This is a genomic window from Halomonas sp. HMF6819, assembly GCF_044335525.1.
GTDB lineage: Bacteria > Pseudomonadota > Gammaproteobacteria > Pseudomonadales > Halomonadaceae > Vreelandella.
Genome location: NZ_JBIQVY010000001.1, coordinates 422,279 through 439,516, shown reverse-complemented (window position 1 = coordinate 439,516; position 17,238 = coordinate 422,279). Strand labels below are relative to the sequence as shown.

Sequence of the window (17,238 nt, the reverse complement as noted above, 5' to 3'; positions counted from 1 at the left end):
ATGTTACTTCACCTGGCGAACTTTCTAGCTCAATATCAAAGCGCCTTTCAGGTTTTTAATTACCTCACGCTTCGCATCATTCTTGCCGCCATCACCGCGCTGATGATCTGCCTGTGGCTCGGCCCTTGGGTCATTCGCCGGCTCGTCGAGGGTCAGATCGGCCAATCGGTGCGCGACGATGGCCCGCAGTCGCACCTCTCCAAGGCCGGTACGCCCACCATGGGCGGGGTCATGATTTTGATGTCGATCGCGATCAGCACGCTGGTGTGGGGCGATCTGGCCAACTACTACGTCTGGGTGGTACTGGCGGTGACGCTGGGCTTCGGCGCGATCGGCTGGGTCGATGACTATCGCAAGGTGGTCGAGAAAAATCCCCGGGGCTTGCCCGCGCGCTGGAAATATTTCTGGCAGTCGGTGGTGGGGCTGGGCGCTGCCCTGATTCTCTATCTCAATGCCACCAGCGCCGCCGAGACCAGTCTGCTGCTGCCGCTGGTCAAGGATTTCGCGCTGCCGCTGGGTCTTTTCTATATCGTGCTGACCTATTTCGTCATCGTCGGCAGCTCCAATGCGGTCAACCTGACCGACGGTCTGGATGGTTTGGCGATCATGCCGACGGTGCTCGTCGCCATGGGCCTGGCGGTGTTTGCCTACGCCAGCGGCAATGCGGTGTTCGCCAACTATCTGCATATTCCCTTCATTCTCGGCACCGGCGAAATCGCGGTGTTCTGTGCGACCATCGCCGGCGCGGGTCTGGGCTTTTTGTGGTTCAACACCTATCCCGCTCAGGTCTTCATGGGCGACGTGGGCGCACTTGCGCTGGGGGCGGCGCTGGGCGTGGTCGCGGTGATCGTGCGTCAGGAGATCGTGCTGTTCATCATGGGCGGTATCTTCGTGGTCGAGACCCTCTCGGTCATCCTGCAGGTGGGCTCGTTCAAGCTCACCGGCCGGCGCATTTTTCGCATGGCGCCGCTTCATCACCACTACGAGCTAAAGGGCTGGCCTGAGCCGCGCGTGATCGTGCGCTTCTGGATCATCACCGTGGTGCTGGTGCTGCTGGGACTTGCCACCCTCAAAGTGCGCTAGCCTTCACGCGGGTCGTAACGCAAGGAGCCAACCCATGCACATACCCGAGGGAGTGACCGCCGTGATCGGCCTGGGCGTTTCGGGGCGGGCGATTTGCCGCCACCTGACGCGCCTGGGCCGGCCCTTTGCGCTGCTCGATACCCGCGCCGCGCCGCTTGGGCTGGACGCCTTCAAGGTCGAGTGCCCGGGCGTTGCCACCTACTGCGGCCCGCTCGACGCGGTCGATTTCAGCCGCGCTTTCGAAGTGGTAATAAGCCCGGGCGTCGATCCGCTCACACCGGGCCTGGAAGGGCTTCTGGACGAGCACAACCCGGCGACCGACGAGCCCAGGCTTGTCGGCGAAATCGCGCTGTTCAAGCGAGCGGTGAAAGCGCCTATCGCCGCCATCACCGGGGCCAACGCCAAATCCACAGTCACGACGCTACTGGGCGAGATGGCCAAGGCCTCAGGCGTAAACGCTGCGGTGGGTGGTAACCTTGGGACCGCGGCGCTCGATTTGCTGGAAGCCCATCCCGACGCTGAGCTTTACATTCTCGAGCTTTCGAGTTTTCAGCTCGAAACCACGCCGCGCTTGGGCGCGGCGGCGGCGGCATTTTTGAACCTGAGCGAAGATCATCTCGACCGCCACGCCACCCTCGAGCGCTACCGCCAAGCGAAGGCGCGTATCTTCATCGATGCAGGGCTTGCCGTCGTTAATGCCGACGATCCGCTCACTTGGGCTGATGACACCGTGCCAACCGTGCGCTTTACCGGCGATGCCCCGGGCGAAGGCGAGTGGGGGCTAGTCACCTTCGAGGGCCACCAGTGGCTTGCCAAGGGATTCGATCGCGTGATGCGCGTTGACGCGCTTGGCATGGCCGGGCGGCACAACTACATGAACGCCCTGGCGGCGCTGGCGCTAGGCGAGGCGCTTGGGTTCTCCCGTGCGCCGATGTGCGCGGTGCTCGAAACGTTCAAGGGCTTACCCCATCGCAGCGAAGTGATCGACACCCTGAACGGGGTGCGCTTCGTCAACGACTCCAAGGGTACCAACGTCGGCGCCACACTTGCCGCCATCGAAGGCATAGGCGCTACGCTCGAAGGCCGGCTGGTGCTGCTGGCCGGCGGCGTCGGTAAGGGGGCGGATTTTACGCCGCTGGCCGCTCCCCTGGCGAGCTATGCCCGCCAGGTGCTGGTGTTCGGCGCCGACGCCCAGCGTCTCAAGGCCGCCCTGGCGCCGACGGTGGCGGTTCGTGAGGTCGAGACGCTGGAGCAGGCGTTGGAAGCCGCGCTCGAAGTGGCAAAGCCTGGTGACTGCGTGCTGCTATCGCCTGCCTGCGCGAGTCTGGATCAGTTTGCCAACTATGAGGCGCGCGGTGAGGCGTTTCGCCAGTGGGTGTCACGACAACGCAGTGAGGTGAACGCATGAGCCGGCGCCAGCGCTTCTTGAATGCGATAAGTACGAAAAATCTGCCCTGCGACGTATGGCTGATCGTGGCCGTGGTCACGCTCGCCGGGCTTGGCTGGGTGATGGTGAGCTCCGCCTCCGTCGGGCTTTTGGAGAACAGCTACTACTACTCACGCCAGCACGCCCTGTTTTTGCTGGTTTCCGGGTCGGCGTGTCTATTCATGCTCTGCGTACCGCTGGAGGCCTGGCGCCAAAATGCCTCGCTAATTCTGGTGGCCAGTATTTTCATGCTCGTCATGGTTTTGCTGGTAGGCCAGGAGGTCAACGGCAGCAAGCGTTGGATTTCGCTGCCCGGCCCCTTGCCGAGCCTGCAGATCTCCGAGCTTGGCAAGGTGGGGCTGATTTTCTACATGGCGGCGTTCATGTCGCGCTTCACTTATGAGCTTCGCACCCGCGCGTTCAGCATGTGGCGGCCGATCGCGGTGCTCGCAGTGCCTGCTGGGCTGCTCTTTTTTGCGCCGGACTTCGGCGGCATGGTGGTTTATACCGTCTGCGTAATCGGCATGCTGATGATGAGCGGCGCCTCGATGGTGCTGTTGATCGGCAGCGGCGGTGTGCTCGCCTTCGGCGCGGTGATGATGGTCGTGATGGAACCCTACCGCTTGGCGCGCTGGACGAGCTTTCTCGACCCTTGGGCGGATCAGTTCGCCACCGGCTATCAGCTGACTCAGGCGCTGATCGCCTTTGGCCGCGGCCACATTTCCGGCACCGGCCTTGGCAACAGCGTACAAAAACTTCACTACCTGCCCGAGGCGCACACCGACTTCATTTTCGCGGTCATCGCCGAGGAGCTGGGTATGATCGGCGCGGTTTGCGTGGTGGCGCTGTTCACGCTGTTCGTTACCCGCGCGATGCTCATTGGACGAAAGGCGGAGCTCGCCGGCCACCTTTTTGGCGCCTATGTGAGCTACGGCATCGGCTTTATCATCGCCGCCCAGGCCTTCATCAACATGGCGGTGAGCTCCGGGCTTTTACCTACCAAGGGGCTGACGCTTCCCTTGATTAGCTACGGCGGCTCGAGCCTACTGGTCACCGGCATGATGATAGGCCTGCTGCTGCGCGTGGACGCGGAAACCCGCCACCGCCCGCGGCGCGCCTCTACCCCCTATAAATCACGCTTCGAGCCGCGTTTATCTTGAGTAAGGAGTCGTTTGTGACGACGAACGCACGTCGACGCATGTTAATCATGGCCGGCGGGACTGGCGGCCACGTCATCCCCGCGCTGTCACTCGCCCAAGCGCTCATGGCCCAAAACGTGGAAGTACAGTGGCTGGGTAGTCCCCGCGGTATCGAGAACCGTCTGGTGCCGGAAGCCGGCATACCGCTCAATACCGTGGCGATCAGCGGGCTTCGCGGCAAGGGGGCGGCGGGCTGGCTCAAGGCGCCGTTCAACTTGAGCCGCGCCGTGCTGGATGCCCGCCGCGTCATCAAGCGCTTCAAGCCGGATGTTGTCGTGGGCCTGGGCGGCTTCGCCAGTGGCCCCGGCGGGCTTGCGGCCAAACTCTGCGGCGTACCGCTGGTGATCCACGAGCAAAACGCCGTGGCGGGGCTAACCAATCGGGTGCTGTCGCGGCTGGCCAGCAAAACCTACGCCGCCTTCGACAACGCCTTTGGCCCCCGAGCCGAGGTGATCGGCAACCCCGTGCGCGGCGAAATCGCCGCGCTTGGCGAGACTCCGCGCACCTCTGTGGAGTTCAGCACGCGCCCGCTTAGAATGCTGGTGGTGGGCGGCTCGCTCGGGGCGGTCGCCCTCAATGAGCGCCTGCCGGTAGCGCTGGCAGCACTCGGCGAGGGTAATCGCCCCGAGGTATGGCACCAAGCGGGGCGGGAGCGCGACGCGGCGACACTCGAGAGCTATCAAGCGCTTGGTGTAAAGGCACGGGTCGAGCCATTCATCGATGATATGGCGGCGGCCTACGACTGGGCGGACCTGGTCGTTTGCCGCGCCGGCGCCCTGACCGTGGCGGAGCTTGCCGCGGCGGCCAAACCGGCGCTGTTGGTACCGTTTCCCTTCGCCGTGGACGATCATCAGCGCGTCAATGCCGAGGTGCTCGTCGAGGCCGGTGCGGCGCGCTGCGTGGTGCAAAGTGAGCTGACCCCGGAGCGGCTGACCGCGCTTTTGGATGAGCTATTGACCCGTGACACCCTGGTCGAGATGGCCGCTTGCGCGCGCCAAGCGGCGCACCTGGACGCTTTGGAGCGTTTGACGGCAGGATGCCTTTCGTTAGTGAAGCAAGGAGATTCGGCGTGACCGATATGATAACCGACAAGCCATCGCACAGCGTACGCCCCAGCGGCCCCGGCATGCGGCGCATCAAGCGCCTGCACTTCGTGGGCATTGGCGGGGCGGGCATGTGCGGTATCGCCGAAGTGCTCGCCAATCAGGGCTACGCGGTCAGCGGTAGCGACATGCGCGTGTCGACCGTTATCGAGCGCCTGCGCGGCTGCGGCGTCGAGGTCTTCATCGGCCACGCCGAGCAGAACGTTCAAGGCGCCGACGTCGTGGTGGTGTCGAGTGCCATCGACGAGACCAACCCGGAAATCCGCTGGGCCCACGAGCACCGGGTGCCGGTCGTGCGCCGCGCCGAAATGCTCGCCGAGCTGATGCGTTTTCGCCACGGCATCGCGGTGGCCGGCACCCACGGCAAGACGACCACTACGAGCCTGACCGCAACGCTTTTGGCCGAAGGCGGGCTCGACCCGACCTTTGTGATCGGTGGCAAGCTCACCAGCGCCGGCGCCAACGCGCGCCTGGGTGAAGGTGATTACCTGGTGGCAGAGGCGGACGAGTCTGACGCATCATTTTTGCACCTGCAGCCGATGGTCTCGATCGTCACCAATATCGACGCCGATCACATGGCGACCTACGGCAACGACTTCGAGCGGCTGAAAACCACCTTTATCGAGTTTTTGCACAATCTGCCGTTCTACGGCCTTGCGGTACTCTGCACTGACGACCCGCACGTTCAGGGCCTGTGTGAGCAGGTCAAGCGCCAGTTCGTGACCTACGGCTTTAACGAGGATGCGGACTACCGCATTACCGATTTCAGCCAGCGCGAAGGCGAGGTGAGCTTCACCGCGCAACGGCCCGACGGCGCCGCCCCGCTTGACGTGCGCTTGGCGATGCCTGGGCGCCACAACGCGCAGAACGCCATGGCGGCGATCGTGGTAGCCACCGACGCCGGTGTCGGCGACGAGGCGATTCTCGCGGGCCTGGCGAGTTTTGCCGGGGTGGGGCGCCGCTTTCAGGTACACGGCCACTTTCCCGCGCCGAATCAAGGCGGCGAGGTCATGCTGGTGGACGACTACGGCCACCACCCGCGGGAAGTCGACATGGTGATTCAGGCAGTGCGCGCGGGCTGGCCCAAACGGCGGCTGGTGATGCTGTACCAGCCGCACCGCTATAGCCGCACACGCGACTTGTTCGAGGACTTCGTGCGCGTACTCTCCCAGGTCGATACGCTGGTGCTATTGGACGTCTACAGCGCTGGCGAGGCGGTGATTCCAGGCGCGGAAGGGCGAACGCTTGCCGGCTCCATTCGCCAGCGCGGTGAGGTCGATCCGCTGTTCGTCGAGCACAAGCAGGAACTGGCGGCGCTTTTGAAACGGGTGCTGCGCCCAGACGACATTTTGATTACCCAGGGCGCCGGGGACGTCGGCGGTATTTCGCTGGCGCTGGCGAAGGCCGGGCTTGCGTTGGATGAGGTTGAGCTATGAGCGTGATGGCTGCGGGCAACGCGACAGATAACGTGGTGGTGGTGCTGGGCGGCACGTCCGGCGAGCGCGAGGTGTCGCTCAAAAGCGGCGCGGCGGTCCTGGAGGCGCTCAAGCGTCAGGGCGTCAACGCCCAGGGGTACGACCCGCGCGAGGGTGGGCTTGCCGGGCTGGAAGCGCTGGCACCCTCAAAAGTGTTCATCGCGCTTCACGGGCGCGGCGGCGAAGACGGCACCCTGCAAGGGGCGCTGGAGCTTTTGAATATCCCTTACACCGGCAGCGGCGTACTCGCCTCGGCGCTCGGTATGGACAAGGAGCGCACCAAGCAGGTGTGGCGCGCCCAGGGTCTGCCGACGCCGGAGAGCATCACGCTAAGTGACGACGCCGACTGGTCGGCAGTGGTCGACGCGCTGGGCCTTCCGATGATCGTCAAGCCGGTACACGAGGGCTCGACACTGGGAATCAGTATCGTCAAAAGCGAAGCCGAACTCAAAGCCGCCTACACGGAAGCGGCCCGTTTTGATGCCCAAGTGATGGCCGAGCGCTTCATCGCAGGCGAGGAGTACACCGTCGCGATTCTGGGCGAACAAACGCTGCCAGCCATTCGCGTGGAGGTACCCGGCGGGTTTTATAACTACGAAGCCAAGTACCACTCGAACACCACGCTTTACCATTTGCCCTGCGGGCTTTCTGATGCCGACGAGCAGGCGCTGGCGGCGCTGTGTCTAAAGGCGTTTCGCGCCATGGGCGGCCGCGGTTGGGGCCGTATCGACGTGATGCGCGACAAGGACGGCGCGTTCTGGCTCATCGAGGTCAATACTGTGCCCGGCATGACCGATCACAGCCTCGTACCCCAGGCGGCGGCTCACGCCGGCATCGGCTTCGACGAGCTGGTCCTCGACATTCTCCAGACCGCCGCAGCCCGGTGAGACGTTCCGGTGAAGAAACCATATGAAAAAGCGTAACGCCTGGCTTGGGATCGTACTGCTCGCGCTGCTGCTCGGCGGCGGGGGCAGGGCGCTGTGGCTCTGGCTCGACCGACCCATCGAGCGCGTCTCGATTCGCGGCGAGTGGGAGTACGTCAGCGCCGGCTATCTGCGCACCCAGCTGGCGCCGCTGGTACAAAACGCCACTTGGCTATCGGCGGATCTTGGCGAGCTTCGTGAGCGCGCACTCACCATCGGCTGGCTTTTCGAGGTGCGTATCTCGCGGGAGTGGCCCAACGCGCTGGTGTTCGAACTCGTCGAGCAGCAGCCGATCGCGCGCTGGAACGACGATTTCCTGCTCAACCCGGAAGGCGAGCCCTTCGCGTTTGCCCCGCTCGAGGTGCCGCCGAACCTCCCCGACCTGGCGGGCCCTGTAGGCAGCAGTGAAGAAGTGCTCGACTACTACCAGCGCCTGACAAACCACTTCGCGACATTGTCACTGTCGCTTTCTCAGCTGCGTCTCGAGCCGCGCGGTGCGTGGCGGCTGCAGCTCGATAACGGTGCTTGGGTGATGCTTGGGCGGCGCGAGCACGGCACGCGTTTGGCGCGGCTCACCGCTTCCTGGCAGCGCGAGCTTTCGCGTCAGGGCGACCAGATTCGCTATATCGATTTACGCTATCCCAATGGCGTGGCGGTCGCCTGGCACGGCGAAACAGAATTCGACGACGGCGAAGAGTAGCGATGCCTTCATTATTGAAAGTTGCCGACGTTTACTTAAAAGTGAGCGTTTGCCAACAAGGAAAAGCCACCGCTGGGGTTTAAATTCTTCGCCAAGCCCATTATCGTGGGTGGGACCAGTCGTATAATGGTGGGCGTTTCTATATGATGGCCTTCGACCGTCTTTTATAACGCGTTTTGGCCAGTCAAGCGGTTCAAGATGAAAGATGATCGAGTTGGGGCGGCTTTAACGGGGGATGCGTTCAAGCTCGCTTTTTATAAAAGCATGTATAAATAAACATGTGTTGGCGTCGATGTACAGTGTGTTTTAGAGAAAAGTCGTGATAGTGGTGATGATTTGTTTTTAACAAGGCGTTTATAAACGAGGCGCTTTTTGGATTTAACGGGTCAGACAGACGCCCCTGATCGTTTCATCCGATCCATATTGATGTTCATTGGTAGATAAACGGTTGCCGACCATCGATCGTTTATCGGTTAAAAGATTACTATAAGGAGATAACCCGACTCATGGCAGGCTCACCCAACGCATCCAATATGGTTGTCGGGCTGGACATCGGAACGTCCAAGGTCGTCGCGATCGTCGGTCAACCCACCGACGATGGCGGCATCGAAATTGCGGGAATAGGTTCTCACCCATCAAGGGGAATGAAGCGCGGCGTCGTGATCAATATCGAATCGACGGTTCAATCGATTCAGCGGGCGGTCGAAGAAGCCGAGCTCATGGCCGGCTGCGATATTCATTCGGTCTACGTCGGCGTTGCCGGTAGTCATATTAGCTCGATGAATTCAGATGGCGTCGTTGCGATCAAGGAACGCGAAGTCACCCCTTCTGACATTGATCGTGTTATCGACTCGGCCCGCGCCAGGGCCATTTCCGAAGGGCAGCGGGTGCTTCACGTGCTGCCCCAGGAGTTCTCAATCGATGCCCAGGGCGGTATTCGCGAGCCGCTGGGTATGTCCGGCGTGCGCCTGGAGGCGCAGGTGCACTTGGTTACCGCGGCTTTGAACGCGGTGCAAAATATCGAAAAGTGCGTGCGCCGTTGTGGGCTGGAAGTCGACGCCATCATTTTGGAGCAGTTGGCCTCCAGCATGGCGGTACTGACCGAAGACGAGCGCGAGCTGGGCGTTTGCATGGTGGATATCGGTGGGGGAACGACCGATATGGCCATTTTTAGCGAAGGGGCGATTCGCCATACGGCGGTCATTCCCATCGCCGGTGACCAGGTCACCAACGATATTGCGATGGCGCTTCGAACGCCGACGCAGCACGCCGAGGAGATCAAGGTCAAGTACGCTTGCGCGCTGACCCAGCTGGCCGCAAGCGATGAAATGATCAAGGTACCAAGCGTTGGCGATCGAGCGTCGCGCGACCTTTCGCGCCAGGCATTGGCGGAAGTGGTGGAGCCGCGTTACGAAGAGCTCTTTACGCTGGTACGCGATGAATTACGCCGTAGTGGCTACGAAGACATGGTGGCCGCCGGGGTCGTGTTGACCGGGGGCACATCGCGCATGGAAGGGGTGAGCGAGCTGGCGGAGGAGATCTTCCATATGCCGGTGCGTATCGCCTGCCCGCAGAACGTGCGGGGATTGGCAGACGTGGTTCGCAATCCCATCTATGCGACAGGCGTCGGGCTTTTGCACTATGCACTGCAGGAGTCCCGCCACGGACAGGGTCTTGAGAGCCATGGACGGGCAAGCGCACCCCATAAGGGGCGCGGCGAGCACGTCCAGCGTGATAGCAGGGACGATCATTCGGCGCTAGCGAAAATCAAAGGCTGGTTCAAAGGAAATTTCTGATAGGGCCGCAAGCGCGGTTCAGGAGACGGGGCTTATGTTCGAATTGGTAGATAACGCACCCTCGAGCAGTGCGGTCATCAAAGTAGTGGGTGTGGGCGGCGGTGGCGGTAACGCCGTCAACCACATGGTGGAAAGCAACATCGAAGGCGTCGAGTTCATCTGCGCCAATACCGATGCCCAGGCGCTCAAGCGCGTTTCCGCCAAAACGGTTTTGCAGCTGGGCGGCGAAATCACCAAGGGCCTTGGGGCCGGGGCGAACCCGGAAGTCGGGCGTCAAGCCGCGATGGAAGATCGCGAGCGTATCGCCGAGCTTCTCGACGGTGCCGACATGGTGTTCATCACCGCCGGCATGGGTGGCGGTACCGGTACCGGCGGCGCGCCGGTGGTGGCGCAGGTCGCCAAGGAGTTGGGGATTCTAACGGTGGCGGTGGTCACGCGTCCGTTCCCTTTCGAGGGGCCCAAGCGTATGCGCGCTGCTGAAGAGGGCATGAAAGAGCTCTCCGAGCACGTCGACTCGCTGATCACCATTCCTAACGAGAAGCTTCTGTCGGTGTTGGGTAAGAACGCCACGCTCTTGACCGCCTTCAGCGCGGCCAACGACGTGTTGCTCGGCGCCGTTCAAGGCATTGCCGAGCTGATCACCAGCCCCGGTATCATCAACGTCGACTTCGCCGACGTGCGCACGGTCATGTCCGAGATGGGCATGGCGATGATGGGTACTGGCGGGGCTACCGGCGAGAACCGCGCTCGCGAAGCCGCCGAAAAGGCGATTCGCAGTCCCCTGCTCGAGGATATCGACCTGCACGGTGCCCGCGGTATTCTGGTCAACATCACCGCTGGCCCGGATCTGTCGATCGGCGAGTTCAATGATGTCGGCGCAACGGTTCAGGAGTTCGCCTCTCAGGAAGCGACCATCGTGGTGGGCACCTCCATTGATATGGAAATGTCCGACGAGCTGCGCGTGACCGTAGTCGCCGCGGGCCTCGACGGCACCAAGCCCAAGCAGGCTGCCCGCGAGCCGGCTCGCCGCGCCGCCTCCGAGCCTGCCGACTACCGCAAAATGCAGCAGCCGACCGTCACGCGTCAGCAGTCCGCGGCCCGCGCCGAAGCTCAGGAGTCTGCGCCTAAACCGCGTGCCGAGAAGCGCCGGTCCGCCGAGTCCGACGACTATCTGGACATCCCCGCGTTTTTGCGCCGTCAGGCGGACTGATTCAAACGGCAGTCGGCTTTACATGACAGTGCTTTAAACGGCTGGCGAGCGTTTTAACCGAGAAAACTTGGTTAAAACGCTCGTTTGCTGTTAAAGTAAACACTGTTCGATAACTTCCCTTTTCTACGGTCGGCGTCGGTTCCTTGCCGAAGGCCCCGTTATAAGAGTTCTACCACGCCCATGATCAGACAACGTACATTACAAAACGTGATTCGCGCTACCGGAGTGGGTCTGCACTCGGGTAAAAAAGTCCACTTGGCGCTGCGCCCGGCACCTGCGAACACCGGCATCGTATTCGTTCGAACCGATCTGGATCCCGTGGTACACGTTCCTGCCCGCGCCGAGTTAGTCGAAGACACACGCCTTTGCACTGCGCTTTCGCAAAACGGCGTCAAGGTCGCGACCGTCGAGCATTTGATGTCGGCGTTTGCCGGGCTCGGTATCGATAACGCCTACATCGACGTGAGCGCCGCCGAAATTCCAATCATGGATGGCAGCGCCAGTCCTTTCGTATTTTTGATCCAGTCCGCGGGCATTCTCGAGCAGGACGCCGCCAAGAAGTTCATCCGCATCAAGGAGCGGATCGCGGTTCGTGACGGCGACAAGGAAGCGGTTTTCTTGCCCCATCAGGGTTTCAAGGTATCGTTCTCCATCGATTTCGATCACCCGGTGTTCGAGCAGCAGCACCAGAACGCGCTGATCGACTTTTCTACGACCTCCTTCGTCAAGGAGGTGTCGCGGGCGCGTACCTTCGGCTTCATGCGCGATCTGGAGTTTTTGCGCTCCAATAACCTCGCACTCGGCGGAAGCCTCGATAACGCCATCGTCGTCGACGACTACCGCATCGTGAACGAGGGCGGTTTGCGCTACGAGGACGAGTTCGTCAAGCACAAGGTTCTGGATGCGATCGGCGATCTCTACCAGCTGGGTTTCAGCCTGATCGGCGAGTTCCGCGGGATTAAATCCGGTCACGCGCTGAACAATCAGCTCTGTCGCGAGCTGCTCGCCCGCCCCGAAGCCTATGAAGTCGTAACGTTCGAAGACGAGAAGGACGTGGCGCCGATTTCTTACGCCGCCCCGGCCATGGCCTGATTCATCAGGCCAAACGCTGAGCCCTGAAGCAGAAGGGAGGGCTAGCGTTTTAAGGCAGGGAGCACGGTTGAAAACGCCGCCCGCTCCCCCATTTATAAAGCACCGCTTGCGGTGCTTTATGCGTTCAGGAGAACGTGTTTTTGTTCGCGGCGTGAGAGGCCAAGCGCTCGAGCGCCCCTCTAAGGCGGCTGTCCTGGGTATCCTCTGCGCACTGAGTGAGCGTTTCGCTCGCTTTTTGTGAAAGCGCTCGGGTATTGCGCTGCGGTGCGACGACCGGGCGAACTGGGCGCACCTTGAAATGAAAGCCGGTAACGGCTTCGAATCCGGGAAGCTGGTGCAGCAGTTGCAATAGCCTCGTTTGCTCGAATCTAAGCCAGGAAAGCCAGCTCGCCTGGCCGCTGATCAGGGTCAGACGGGCATTGCTAAAGCCGCCGACAAAGATGTGTTCACGCATCTCTTCGGGCAGGTGTCCGCGCAGGTGGCGCTGGGCCTGATCGATTAGCCGCGACTGGCGCATCAGGTTACTGATGTCGGAAGAGCTTTTAAGCACCTGGCCGATGGGCTGTGCGCGGGAACGCTTAACCTTTATACTCATACGCTTAATTCCAGAAAACCGGATTCGTGCGCTTTCAGGCCGCCAGTTGCGAGCGGCCGGGGCGTCATCGGAAGAGCCTAACACGCCAGGGAGTCGACACCCAGCATGTCATCCACGTCCGCGCCAAGCCCTCAGATAGTCCTGCGGCGCACTCGCCGCAGCGGGCTTGCGCGCTGGTGGCTGGCGGGGCTTTTAGTCAGCTGCCTGCTGCCGGTGTCGCTGTCGCCGCTATCCGCCGTCAAAGCCAGCGAGCGGGCAGCGACGATCTGTCTTTGGGTGCCGGCCATCCTGCGCGTTCAGTCGCAGCGTTTGGCCCGTCGGCGTCGGGTTCGCTCCCTGCTGCGTCGTGTCAAAAAAATCACCGCGTGCCTGAAAAAGCGCCCTTCGATCGCCCCACGCCTTGCCTTGCCCCGGGTCGCCGCCCGCGACGTGCTAACCCAGCGCGGACCGCCCGCCGTCCAGCCCCACGTTCGTTTTTACCATCTTGCTTGAAACAGCTTTTTTAAGGGTGCTCCGCTGGTGCGCTTGAAATGATTTGGAAACTTCATGATTAACACATTATTGCGCAAGGCCATTGGCTCCAAGAACGACCGCGACGTTAAACGCATGACGAAAAGCGTGCAGGACGTCAACAAGCTCGAAACCGAAATCGAAGCGCTGGACGACGCCGCGCTGCAGGCACAAACCGGTGAACTACGTACGCGCCTGGAGTCCGGCGAGTCGCTGGAAAAGCTGCTGCCCCACGCCTTTGCGGTAGTGCGCGAGGCGAGCAAGCGCGTCATGGGTATGCGCCACTTCGATGTTCAGATGGTCGGCGGTATGACGCTTCACCGCGGGCGCATCGCGGAAATGAAAACCGGCGAGGGTAAAACGCTGGTGGCGACTCTGGCGGTCTATCTCAACGCGCTACCCGCCAAGGGTGTGCACGTGGTCACGGTCAACGACTACCTGGCGCGGCGTGACGCCGAGTGGATGCGTCCGCTCTACGAATTTCTCGGGCTGACGGTGGGCGTTATCTTCTCGGGCCAAACCGGTGAAGAGAAACGTCACGCTTACAAGTGCGACATCACCTACGGCACCAACAACGAGTTCGGCTTTGACTACCTGCGCGACAACATGGCGTTCTCGCTCGAGGAGAAGGTGCAGCGCGACCTGCACTTCGCCATCGTCGATGAGGTCGACTCGATTTTGATCGATGAGGCGCGCACACCGCTGATCATTTCCGGCGCTGTGGACGAGAACACCGAACTCTACAATGTGGTCAACGGCCTAGCGCAGCACCTGGAGCGCGGCGAAGTGAGCGAGGACGATGAAACGCCGGTCAGCGGCGATTTCGTGCTCGACGAAAAGCAGAAGCAGGTCGAGCTTACCGAGCAGGGCCACAACAAGGTCGAGGAGATGATGCGCTCCCAAGGCCTTCTAGGCGAGCACGACTCGCTCTACGCCGCCCAGAACCTGAACCTTCTACAGCACATGCACTCGGCGCTGCGGGCGCGCAATCTCTACCAGCGCGATGTGGACTACATCGTCGTCGAAGGCCAGGTGGTGATCGTCGACGAGCACACCGGTCGCAGCATGCCGGGCCGGCGCTGGTCCGAAGGCCTGCACCAGGCCGTGGAAGCGAAAGAGGGCGTGACCGTGCAGCGCGAGAGCCAGACGCTCGCCTCCACGACCTTCCAGAACTACTTCCGTCTTTACGAAAAGCTTGCCGGCATGACCGGTACCGCCGATACCGAAGCTTTTGAGTTCCGCCAGATCTACGGCCTCGACGTGGTGGTCATTCCGACCAACCGTCCGCTGGCGCGTAAGGACTTGAACGACCTGGTCTATCTCAGCGGTGAAGAGAAGTTCGAAGCGATCATCAAGGACGTTCAGGCGGTGACCGAGGCCGGCCGCCCGGTGCTGGTGGGTACCGCGTCGATCGAGACCTCCGAGTACCTGGCCCAGCTGATGCGAAACGCTGGCATGCAGTTCAACGTGTTGAACGCCAAGCAGCACCAAAGCGAGGCCGAGATCATCGCCCAGGCCGGCCGTCCCGGGGCGGTCACCATTGCCACCAACATGGCCGGGCGCGGTACCGACATCATGCTCGGCGGTAACTGGGAAGCAGACGTTGCCAAGCTCGACAACCCAGACGAGGCGCAGATCGCCGCGCTCAAGGCCGACTGGCAGCAGCGCCACGACTCCGTGCTCGAAGCGGGCGGGCTGCACGTAATTGGCTCCGAGCGCCACGAGTCGCGGCGCATCGACAATCAGCTTCGCGGCCGCGCCGGTCGCCAGGGCGACCCGGGTTCGACGCGCTTCTTCCTGTCGCTGGAAGATAGCCTGATGCGGCTGTTTGGCTCCGACCGGGTCAAGCGCCTGATGCAGGCGCTGGGCCTGGAGCGCGGCGAGGCGATCGAGCACAAGATGGTATCGAACGCCGTCGAGCGGGCGCAGAAGAAGGTCGAGGGACGCAACTTCGACATTCGTAAGCAGCTTCTGGAGTACGACGACGTTGCCAACGACCAGCGCCGGGTGATCTACGAGCAGCGTAACGACGTACTGGCCGCCGATGAGGTCTCCGAAGCGGTGATCGGTATTCGCGAAGAGGTGATGGAGAGCACCATCAGCGACTACGTGCCGCCCCAGAGCCTGGCCGAGCAATGGGATCTTCCCGGGCTCGAAGCGCATCTAAAAACCGAGTTCAACCTCGACGCGCCGGTCACCCAGTGGGCCGCCGAGGACGACCGCTTCAGCGAAGAGAAGCTTCGCGAGCGCCTGCAGGCCATGCACCGCGAGGCCTACGACGCCAAGATCGCCGCCGCCGGCAAGGCGCTGATCCAGCGCTTCGAGAAGCAGGTCATGCTCCAGGTACTCGATACCCGCTGGAAAGAACACCTTCAATCAATGGATCACCTGCGCCGGGGCATTCACCTGCGCGGCTACGCGCAGAAAAACCCCAAGCAGGAGTACAAGCGCGAAGCCTTCGAGCTCTTCCAGCATCTTCTGATCAACATCAAGGAAGACGTGACGCGCATCCTGAGCCATGTACAGGTACGCCAGCCCGAAGAGGTCGATGCGCTCGAGCAGAAGCGCCGCGAAGACGCCGCGCGCGAAAAAGCCGCTGCCTCCGAGGCCCAGCGTGGCCCGGACGCCGAGAGCGGAGAAGCCCCGTCATCAAGCGTAGGCGGCAATGGCGAGGCCGCCCCGCAGCGCCGCGAAGCGCCAAAGGTCGGACGTAACGACCCGTGCATCTGCGGCTCTGGCAAGAAGTACAAGCAGTGCTGCGGCAAGCTTCAATAACGCGCGCCCTAGCGCACCGATAGACGTTACAGGAGAAGAGCATGGCGGTGGGTCACTGTCCGTTTCCAACGATGGCACCCCTTGACGGGGTGCGCCTGGGCTCCGCCATGGCGGGCATCAAAAAGCCTCAGCGCCGCGATCTGGTGGTTATCGAGCTTCCGGATACCGCCGTCACGGCGGCGGTATTTACCCAAAACGCGTTTTGCGCCGCGCCGGTCATCACCGCCAAATCGCATTTGGCGGCAACGACGTCCTCGCGCTACTGGGTCATCAATACCGGCAACGCCAACGCCGGTACCGGCGAGCAGGGGCTGACAGATGCCAAACGCACCTGTCAGGCAGCAGCCGAGCAGGCTGGCGTTGCCAGCGAGCAGGTGCTGTCGTTCTCCACCGGTGTGATCGGCGAGCCGCTGCCCATGGAGCGGCTGCTGGCTGGGCTTCCTGACGCGTTCAAAGCGTTATCCAGCGACAGCGAGGCTTGGCAGCTTGCCGGTGAGGGGATACTGACCACCGATACCCGCGCCAAGGGCGCCACGGTCACCGCCGAGATCGACGGTGAGCGCTTTAGTATCAACGGCATCACCAAGGGCTCGGGCATGATCAAGCCCAACATGGCCACGATGCTTGGGTTCGTGGTGACCGATGTCAGCATCGAGCAGTCGCTTTTACAGCGTCTTCTGCGCGAAACCGTGGATCGCTCTTTTAATGCGATCACCGTGGATAGCGATACCTCGACCAACGACGCCTGCATGCTCGCCGCGACCAACATCGGCCCACGTGTGGAAACCGATGAGCAGATCGTGGTGTTTCGCCAAGCGCTACAGGGCGTGATGACCGAGCTTGCTCAGATGATCATTCGCGATGGCGAAGGGGCGACCAAGTTCGTCACTTTGAATGTCGAAGGCGCTGCGAGCCGCCAGGAAGCGCTGGACGTTGGCTTTACCGTGGCGCACTCGCCGCTGGTGAAGACCGCGCTCTATGCCAGTGACGCCAATTGGGGGCGGATTTTGGCCGCCGTCGGGCGCGCGCCGGTCGATGAATTCGATGTCAGCCGTGTGGTGATCGATCTGGGCGACGTGCGCCTGGTCGAAAATGGCGGACGGGCGGCGAGCTACAGTGAAGAGGCGGGCAGCCGGGTGATGAAAGGCGAGGAGATCACCATTCGTATCGATCTGGGCCGGGGCGATGCGCACGCGACCGTCTGGACTTCGGATCTATCGCACGACTACGTCTCCATCAACGCCGACTATCGAAGCTAGGCGCGCCGCCTTTTTAAAGTCGATGCTGGACAAGCGTGTTAGAACGCGATTTAGCTCTTTGTAGTCAAGTGCCCGGCTCGCCGGGCGCTCCA

The 17,238-nt window shown here is 62.0% G+C and carries 14 protein-coding genes; 13 read left to right on the top strand and 1 reads right to left on the bottom strand.

Annotated features, from left to right (window positions below; all coding sequences use genetic code 11):
• The 10 genes from mraY (at position 1) to lpxC (ending at position 12,007) form a co-directional block, all read left to right on the top strand.
• Complete coding sequence (gene mraY, locus ACGLWX_RS02045; RefSeq protein ID WP_252107564.1) at positions 1–1,083, top strand: phospho-N-acetylmuramoyl-pentapeptide-transferase; 1,083 nt, start codon at positions 1–3, stop codon at positions 1,081–1,083.
• A 34-nt stretch (positions 1,084–1,117) separates the two neighbouring features.
• A complete protein-coding gene (gene murD, locus ACGLWX_RS02040; protein ID WP_396236898.1) occupies positions 1,118–2,491 on the top strand; it encodes a UDP-N-acetylmuramoyl-L-alanine--D-glutamate ligase in 1,374 nt (457 codons plus the stop codon).
• Positions 2,488–3,669 (top strand): putative lipid II flippase FtsW, encoded by a 1,182-nt coding sequence (ftsW, locus tag ACGLWX_RS02035; RefSeq protein ID WP_396236896.1) that lies wholly within the window; start codon positions 2,488–2,490, stop codon positions 3,667–3,669. Before murD ends, ftsW begins: the two co-directional genes overlap by 4 nt.
• Positions 3,670–3,683: 14 nt before the next feature.
• On the top strand, positions 3,684–4,781 hold the full coding sequence (gene murG, locus ACGLWX_RS02030) for an undecaprenyldiphospho-muramoylpentapeptide beta-N-acetylglucosaminyltransferase (RefSeq protein ID WP_396236894.1): 1,098 nt from the start codon (positions 3,684–3,686) through the stop codon (positions 4,779–4,781).
• Positions 4,782–4,786: 5 nt separating this feature from the next.
• A complete protein-coding gene (gene murC, locus ACGLWX_RS02025; protein WP_396238164.1) occupies positions 4,787–6,247 on the top strand; it encodes a UDP-N-acetylmuramate--L-alanine ligase in 1,461 nt (486 codons plus the stop codon).
• A 5-nt stretch (positions 6,248–6,252) separates the two neighbouring features.
• Positions 6,253–7,173 (top strand): D-alanine--D-alanine ligase, encoded by a 921-nt coding sequence (locus ACGLWX_RS02020; protein WP_396238162.1) that lies wholly within the window; start codon positions 6,253–6,255, stop codon positions 7,171–7,173.
• Positions 7,174–7,195: 22 nt separating this feature from the next.
• Positions 7,196–7,909: a cell division protein FtsQ/DivIB gene (locus ACGLWX_RS02015; protein ID WP_396236892.1), complete on the top strand. Its 714-nt coding sequence runs from the start codon at positions 7,196–7,198 to the stop codon at positions 7,907–7,909.
• Positions 7,910–8,415: 506 nt separating this feature from the next.
• Positions 8,416–9,705, top strand: coding sequence for a cell division protein FtsA (ftsA, locus tag ACGLWX_RS02010; protein ID WP_252107574.1), 1,290 nt, complete (start codon positions 8,416–8,418; stop codon positions 9,703–9,705).
• Between the two features lie 34 nt (positions 9,706–9,739).
• Positions 9,740–10,915, top strand: coding sequence for a cell division protein FtsZ (gene ftsZ, locus ACGLWX_RS02005; RefSeq protein WP_252107575.1), 1,176 nt, complete (start codon positions 9,740–9,742; stop codon positions 10,913–10,915).
• Positions 10,916–11,095: 180 nt separating this feature from the next.
• On the top strand, positions 11,096–12,007 hold the full coding sequence (lpxC, locus tag ACGLWX_RS02000) for a UDP-3-O-acyl-N-acetylglucosamine deacetylase (protein WP_396236890.1): 912 nt from the start codon (positions 11,096–11,098) through the stop codon (positions 12,005–12,007).
• Positions 12,008–12,131: 124 nt separating this feature from the next.
• On the opposite strand, the gene ACGLWX_RS01995 is transcribed toward lpxC, so the two are convergent.
• Positions 12,132–12,602: a DUF721 domain-containing protein gene (locus ACGLWX_RS01995; RefSeq protein ID WP_396236888.1), complete on the bottom strand. Its 471-nt coding sequence runs from the start codon at positions 12,600–12,602 to the stop codon at positions 12,132–12,134.
• A 105-nt stretch (positions 12,603–12,707) separates the two neighbouring features.
• On the opposite strand from ACGLWX_RS01995, the gene ACGLWX_RS01990 reads away from it, so the two are divergent.
• From ACGLWX_RS01990 to argJ, 3 genes are read left to right on the top strand one after another with little or no spacing between them, the layout of a single operon-like run.
• Complete coding sequence (locus tag ACGLWX_RS01990) at positions 12,708–13,094, top strand: hypothetical protein (protein ID WP_396236886.1); 387 nt, start codon at positions 12,708–12,710, stop codon at positions 13,092–13,094.
• 54 nt (positions 13,095–13,148) lie between these two features.
• Positions 13,149–15,887, top strand: coding sequence for a preprotein translocase subunit SecA (secA, locus tag ACGLWX_RS01985; RefSeq protein ID WP_396236884.1), 2,739 nt, complete (start codon positions 13,149–13,151; stop codon positions 15,885–15,887).
• A 41-nt stretch (positions 15,888–15,928) separates the two neighbouring features.
• Positions 15,929–17,146, top strand: coding sequence for a bifunctional glutamate N-acetyltransferase/amino-acid acetyltransferase ArgJ (gene argJ, locus ACGLWX_RS01980; RefSeq protein WP_396236882.1), 1,218 nt, complete (start codon positions 15,929–15,931; stop codon positions 17,144–17,146).
• Positions 17,147–17,238: the final 92 nt, after the last annotated feature.

Excerpts from the sequence above, each read along its gene's own strand:
- ACGLWX_RS01990 (WP_396236886.1), top strand. The coding sequence starts at position 12,708 with ATGTCATCCACGTCCGCGCCAAGCCCTCAGATAGTCCTGCGGCGCACT.
- murC (WP_396238164.1), top strand. The coding sequence starts at position 4,787 with ATGATAACCGACAAGCCATCGCACAGCGTACGCCCCAGCGGCCCCGGC.
- ftsA (WP_252107574.1), top strand. The coding sequence starts at position 8,416 with ATGGCAGGCTCACCCAACGCATCCAATATGGTTGTCGGGCTGGACATC.
- ftsW (WP_396236896.1), top strand. The coding sequence starts at position 2,488 with ATGAGCCGGCGCCAGCGCTTCTTGAATGCGATAAGTACGAAAAATCTG.
- ACGLWX_RS02020 (WP_396238162.1), top strand. The coding sequence starts at position 6,253 with ATGGCTGCGGGCAACGCGACAGATAACGTGGTGGTGGTGCTGGGCGGC.
- secA (WP_396236884.1), top strand. The coding sequence starts at position 13,149 with ATGATTAACACATTATTGCGCAAGGCCATTGGCTCCAAGAACGACCGC.
- argJ (WP_396236882.1), top strand. The coding sequence starts at position 15,929 with ATGGCGGTGGGTCACTGTCCGTTTCCAACGATGGCACCCCTTGACGGG.
- ACGLWX_RS02015 (WP_396236892.1), top strand. The coding sequence starts at position 7,196 with ATGAAAAAGCGTAACGCCTGGCTTGGGATCGTACTGCTCGCGCTGCTG.
- ACGLWX_RS01995 (WP_396236888.1), bottom strand. The coding sequence starts at position 12,602 with ATGAGTATAAAGGTTAAGCGTTCCCGCGCACAGCCCATCGGCCAGGTG.
- ftsZ (WP_252107575.1), top strand. The coding sequence starts at position 9,740 with ATGTTCGAATTGGTAGATAACGCACCCTCGAGCAGTGCGGTCATCAAA.
- murD (WP_396236898.1), top strand. The coding sequence starts at position 1,118 with ATGCACATACCCGAGGGAGTGACCGCCGTGATCGGCCTGGGCGTTTCG.
- mraY (WP_252107564.1), top strand. The coding sequence starts at position 1 with ATGTTACTTCACCTGGCGAACTTTCTAGCTCAATATCAAAGCGCCTTT.
- lpxC (WP_396236890.1), top strand. The coding sequence starts at position 11,096 with ATGATCAGACAACGTACATTACAAAACGTGATTCGCGCTACCGGAGTG.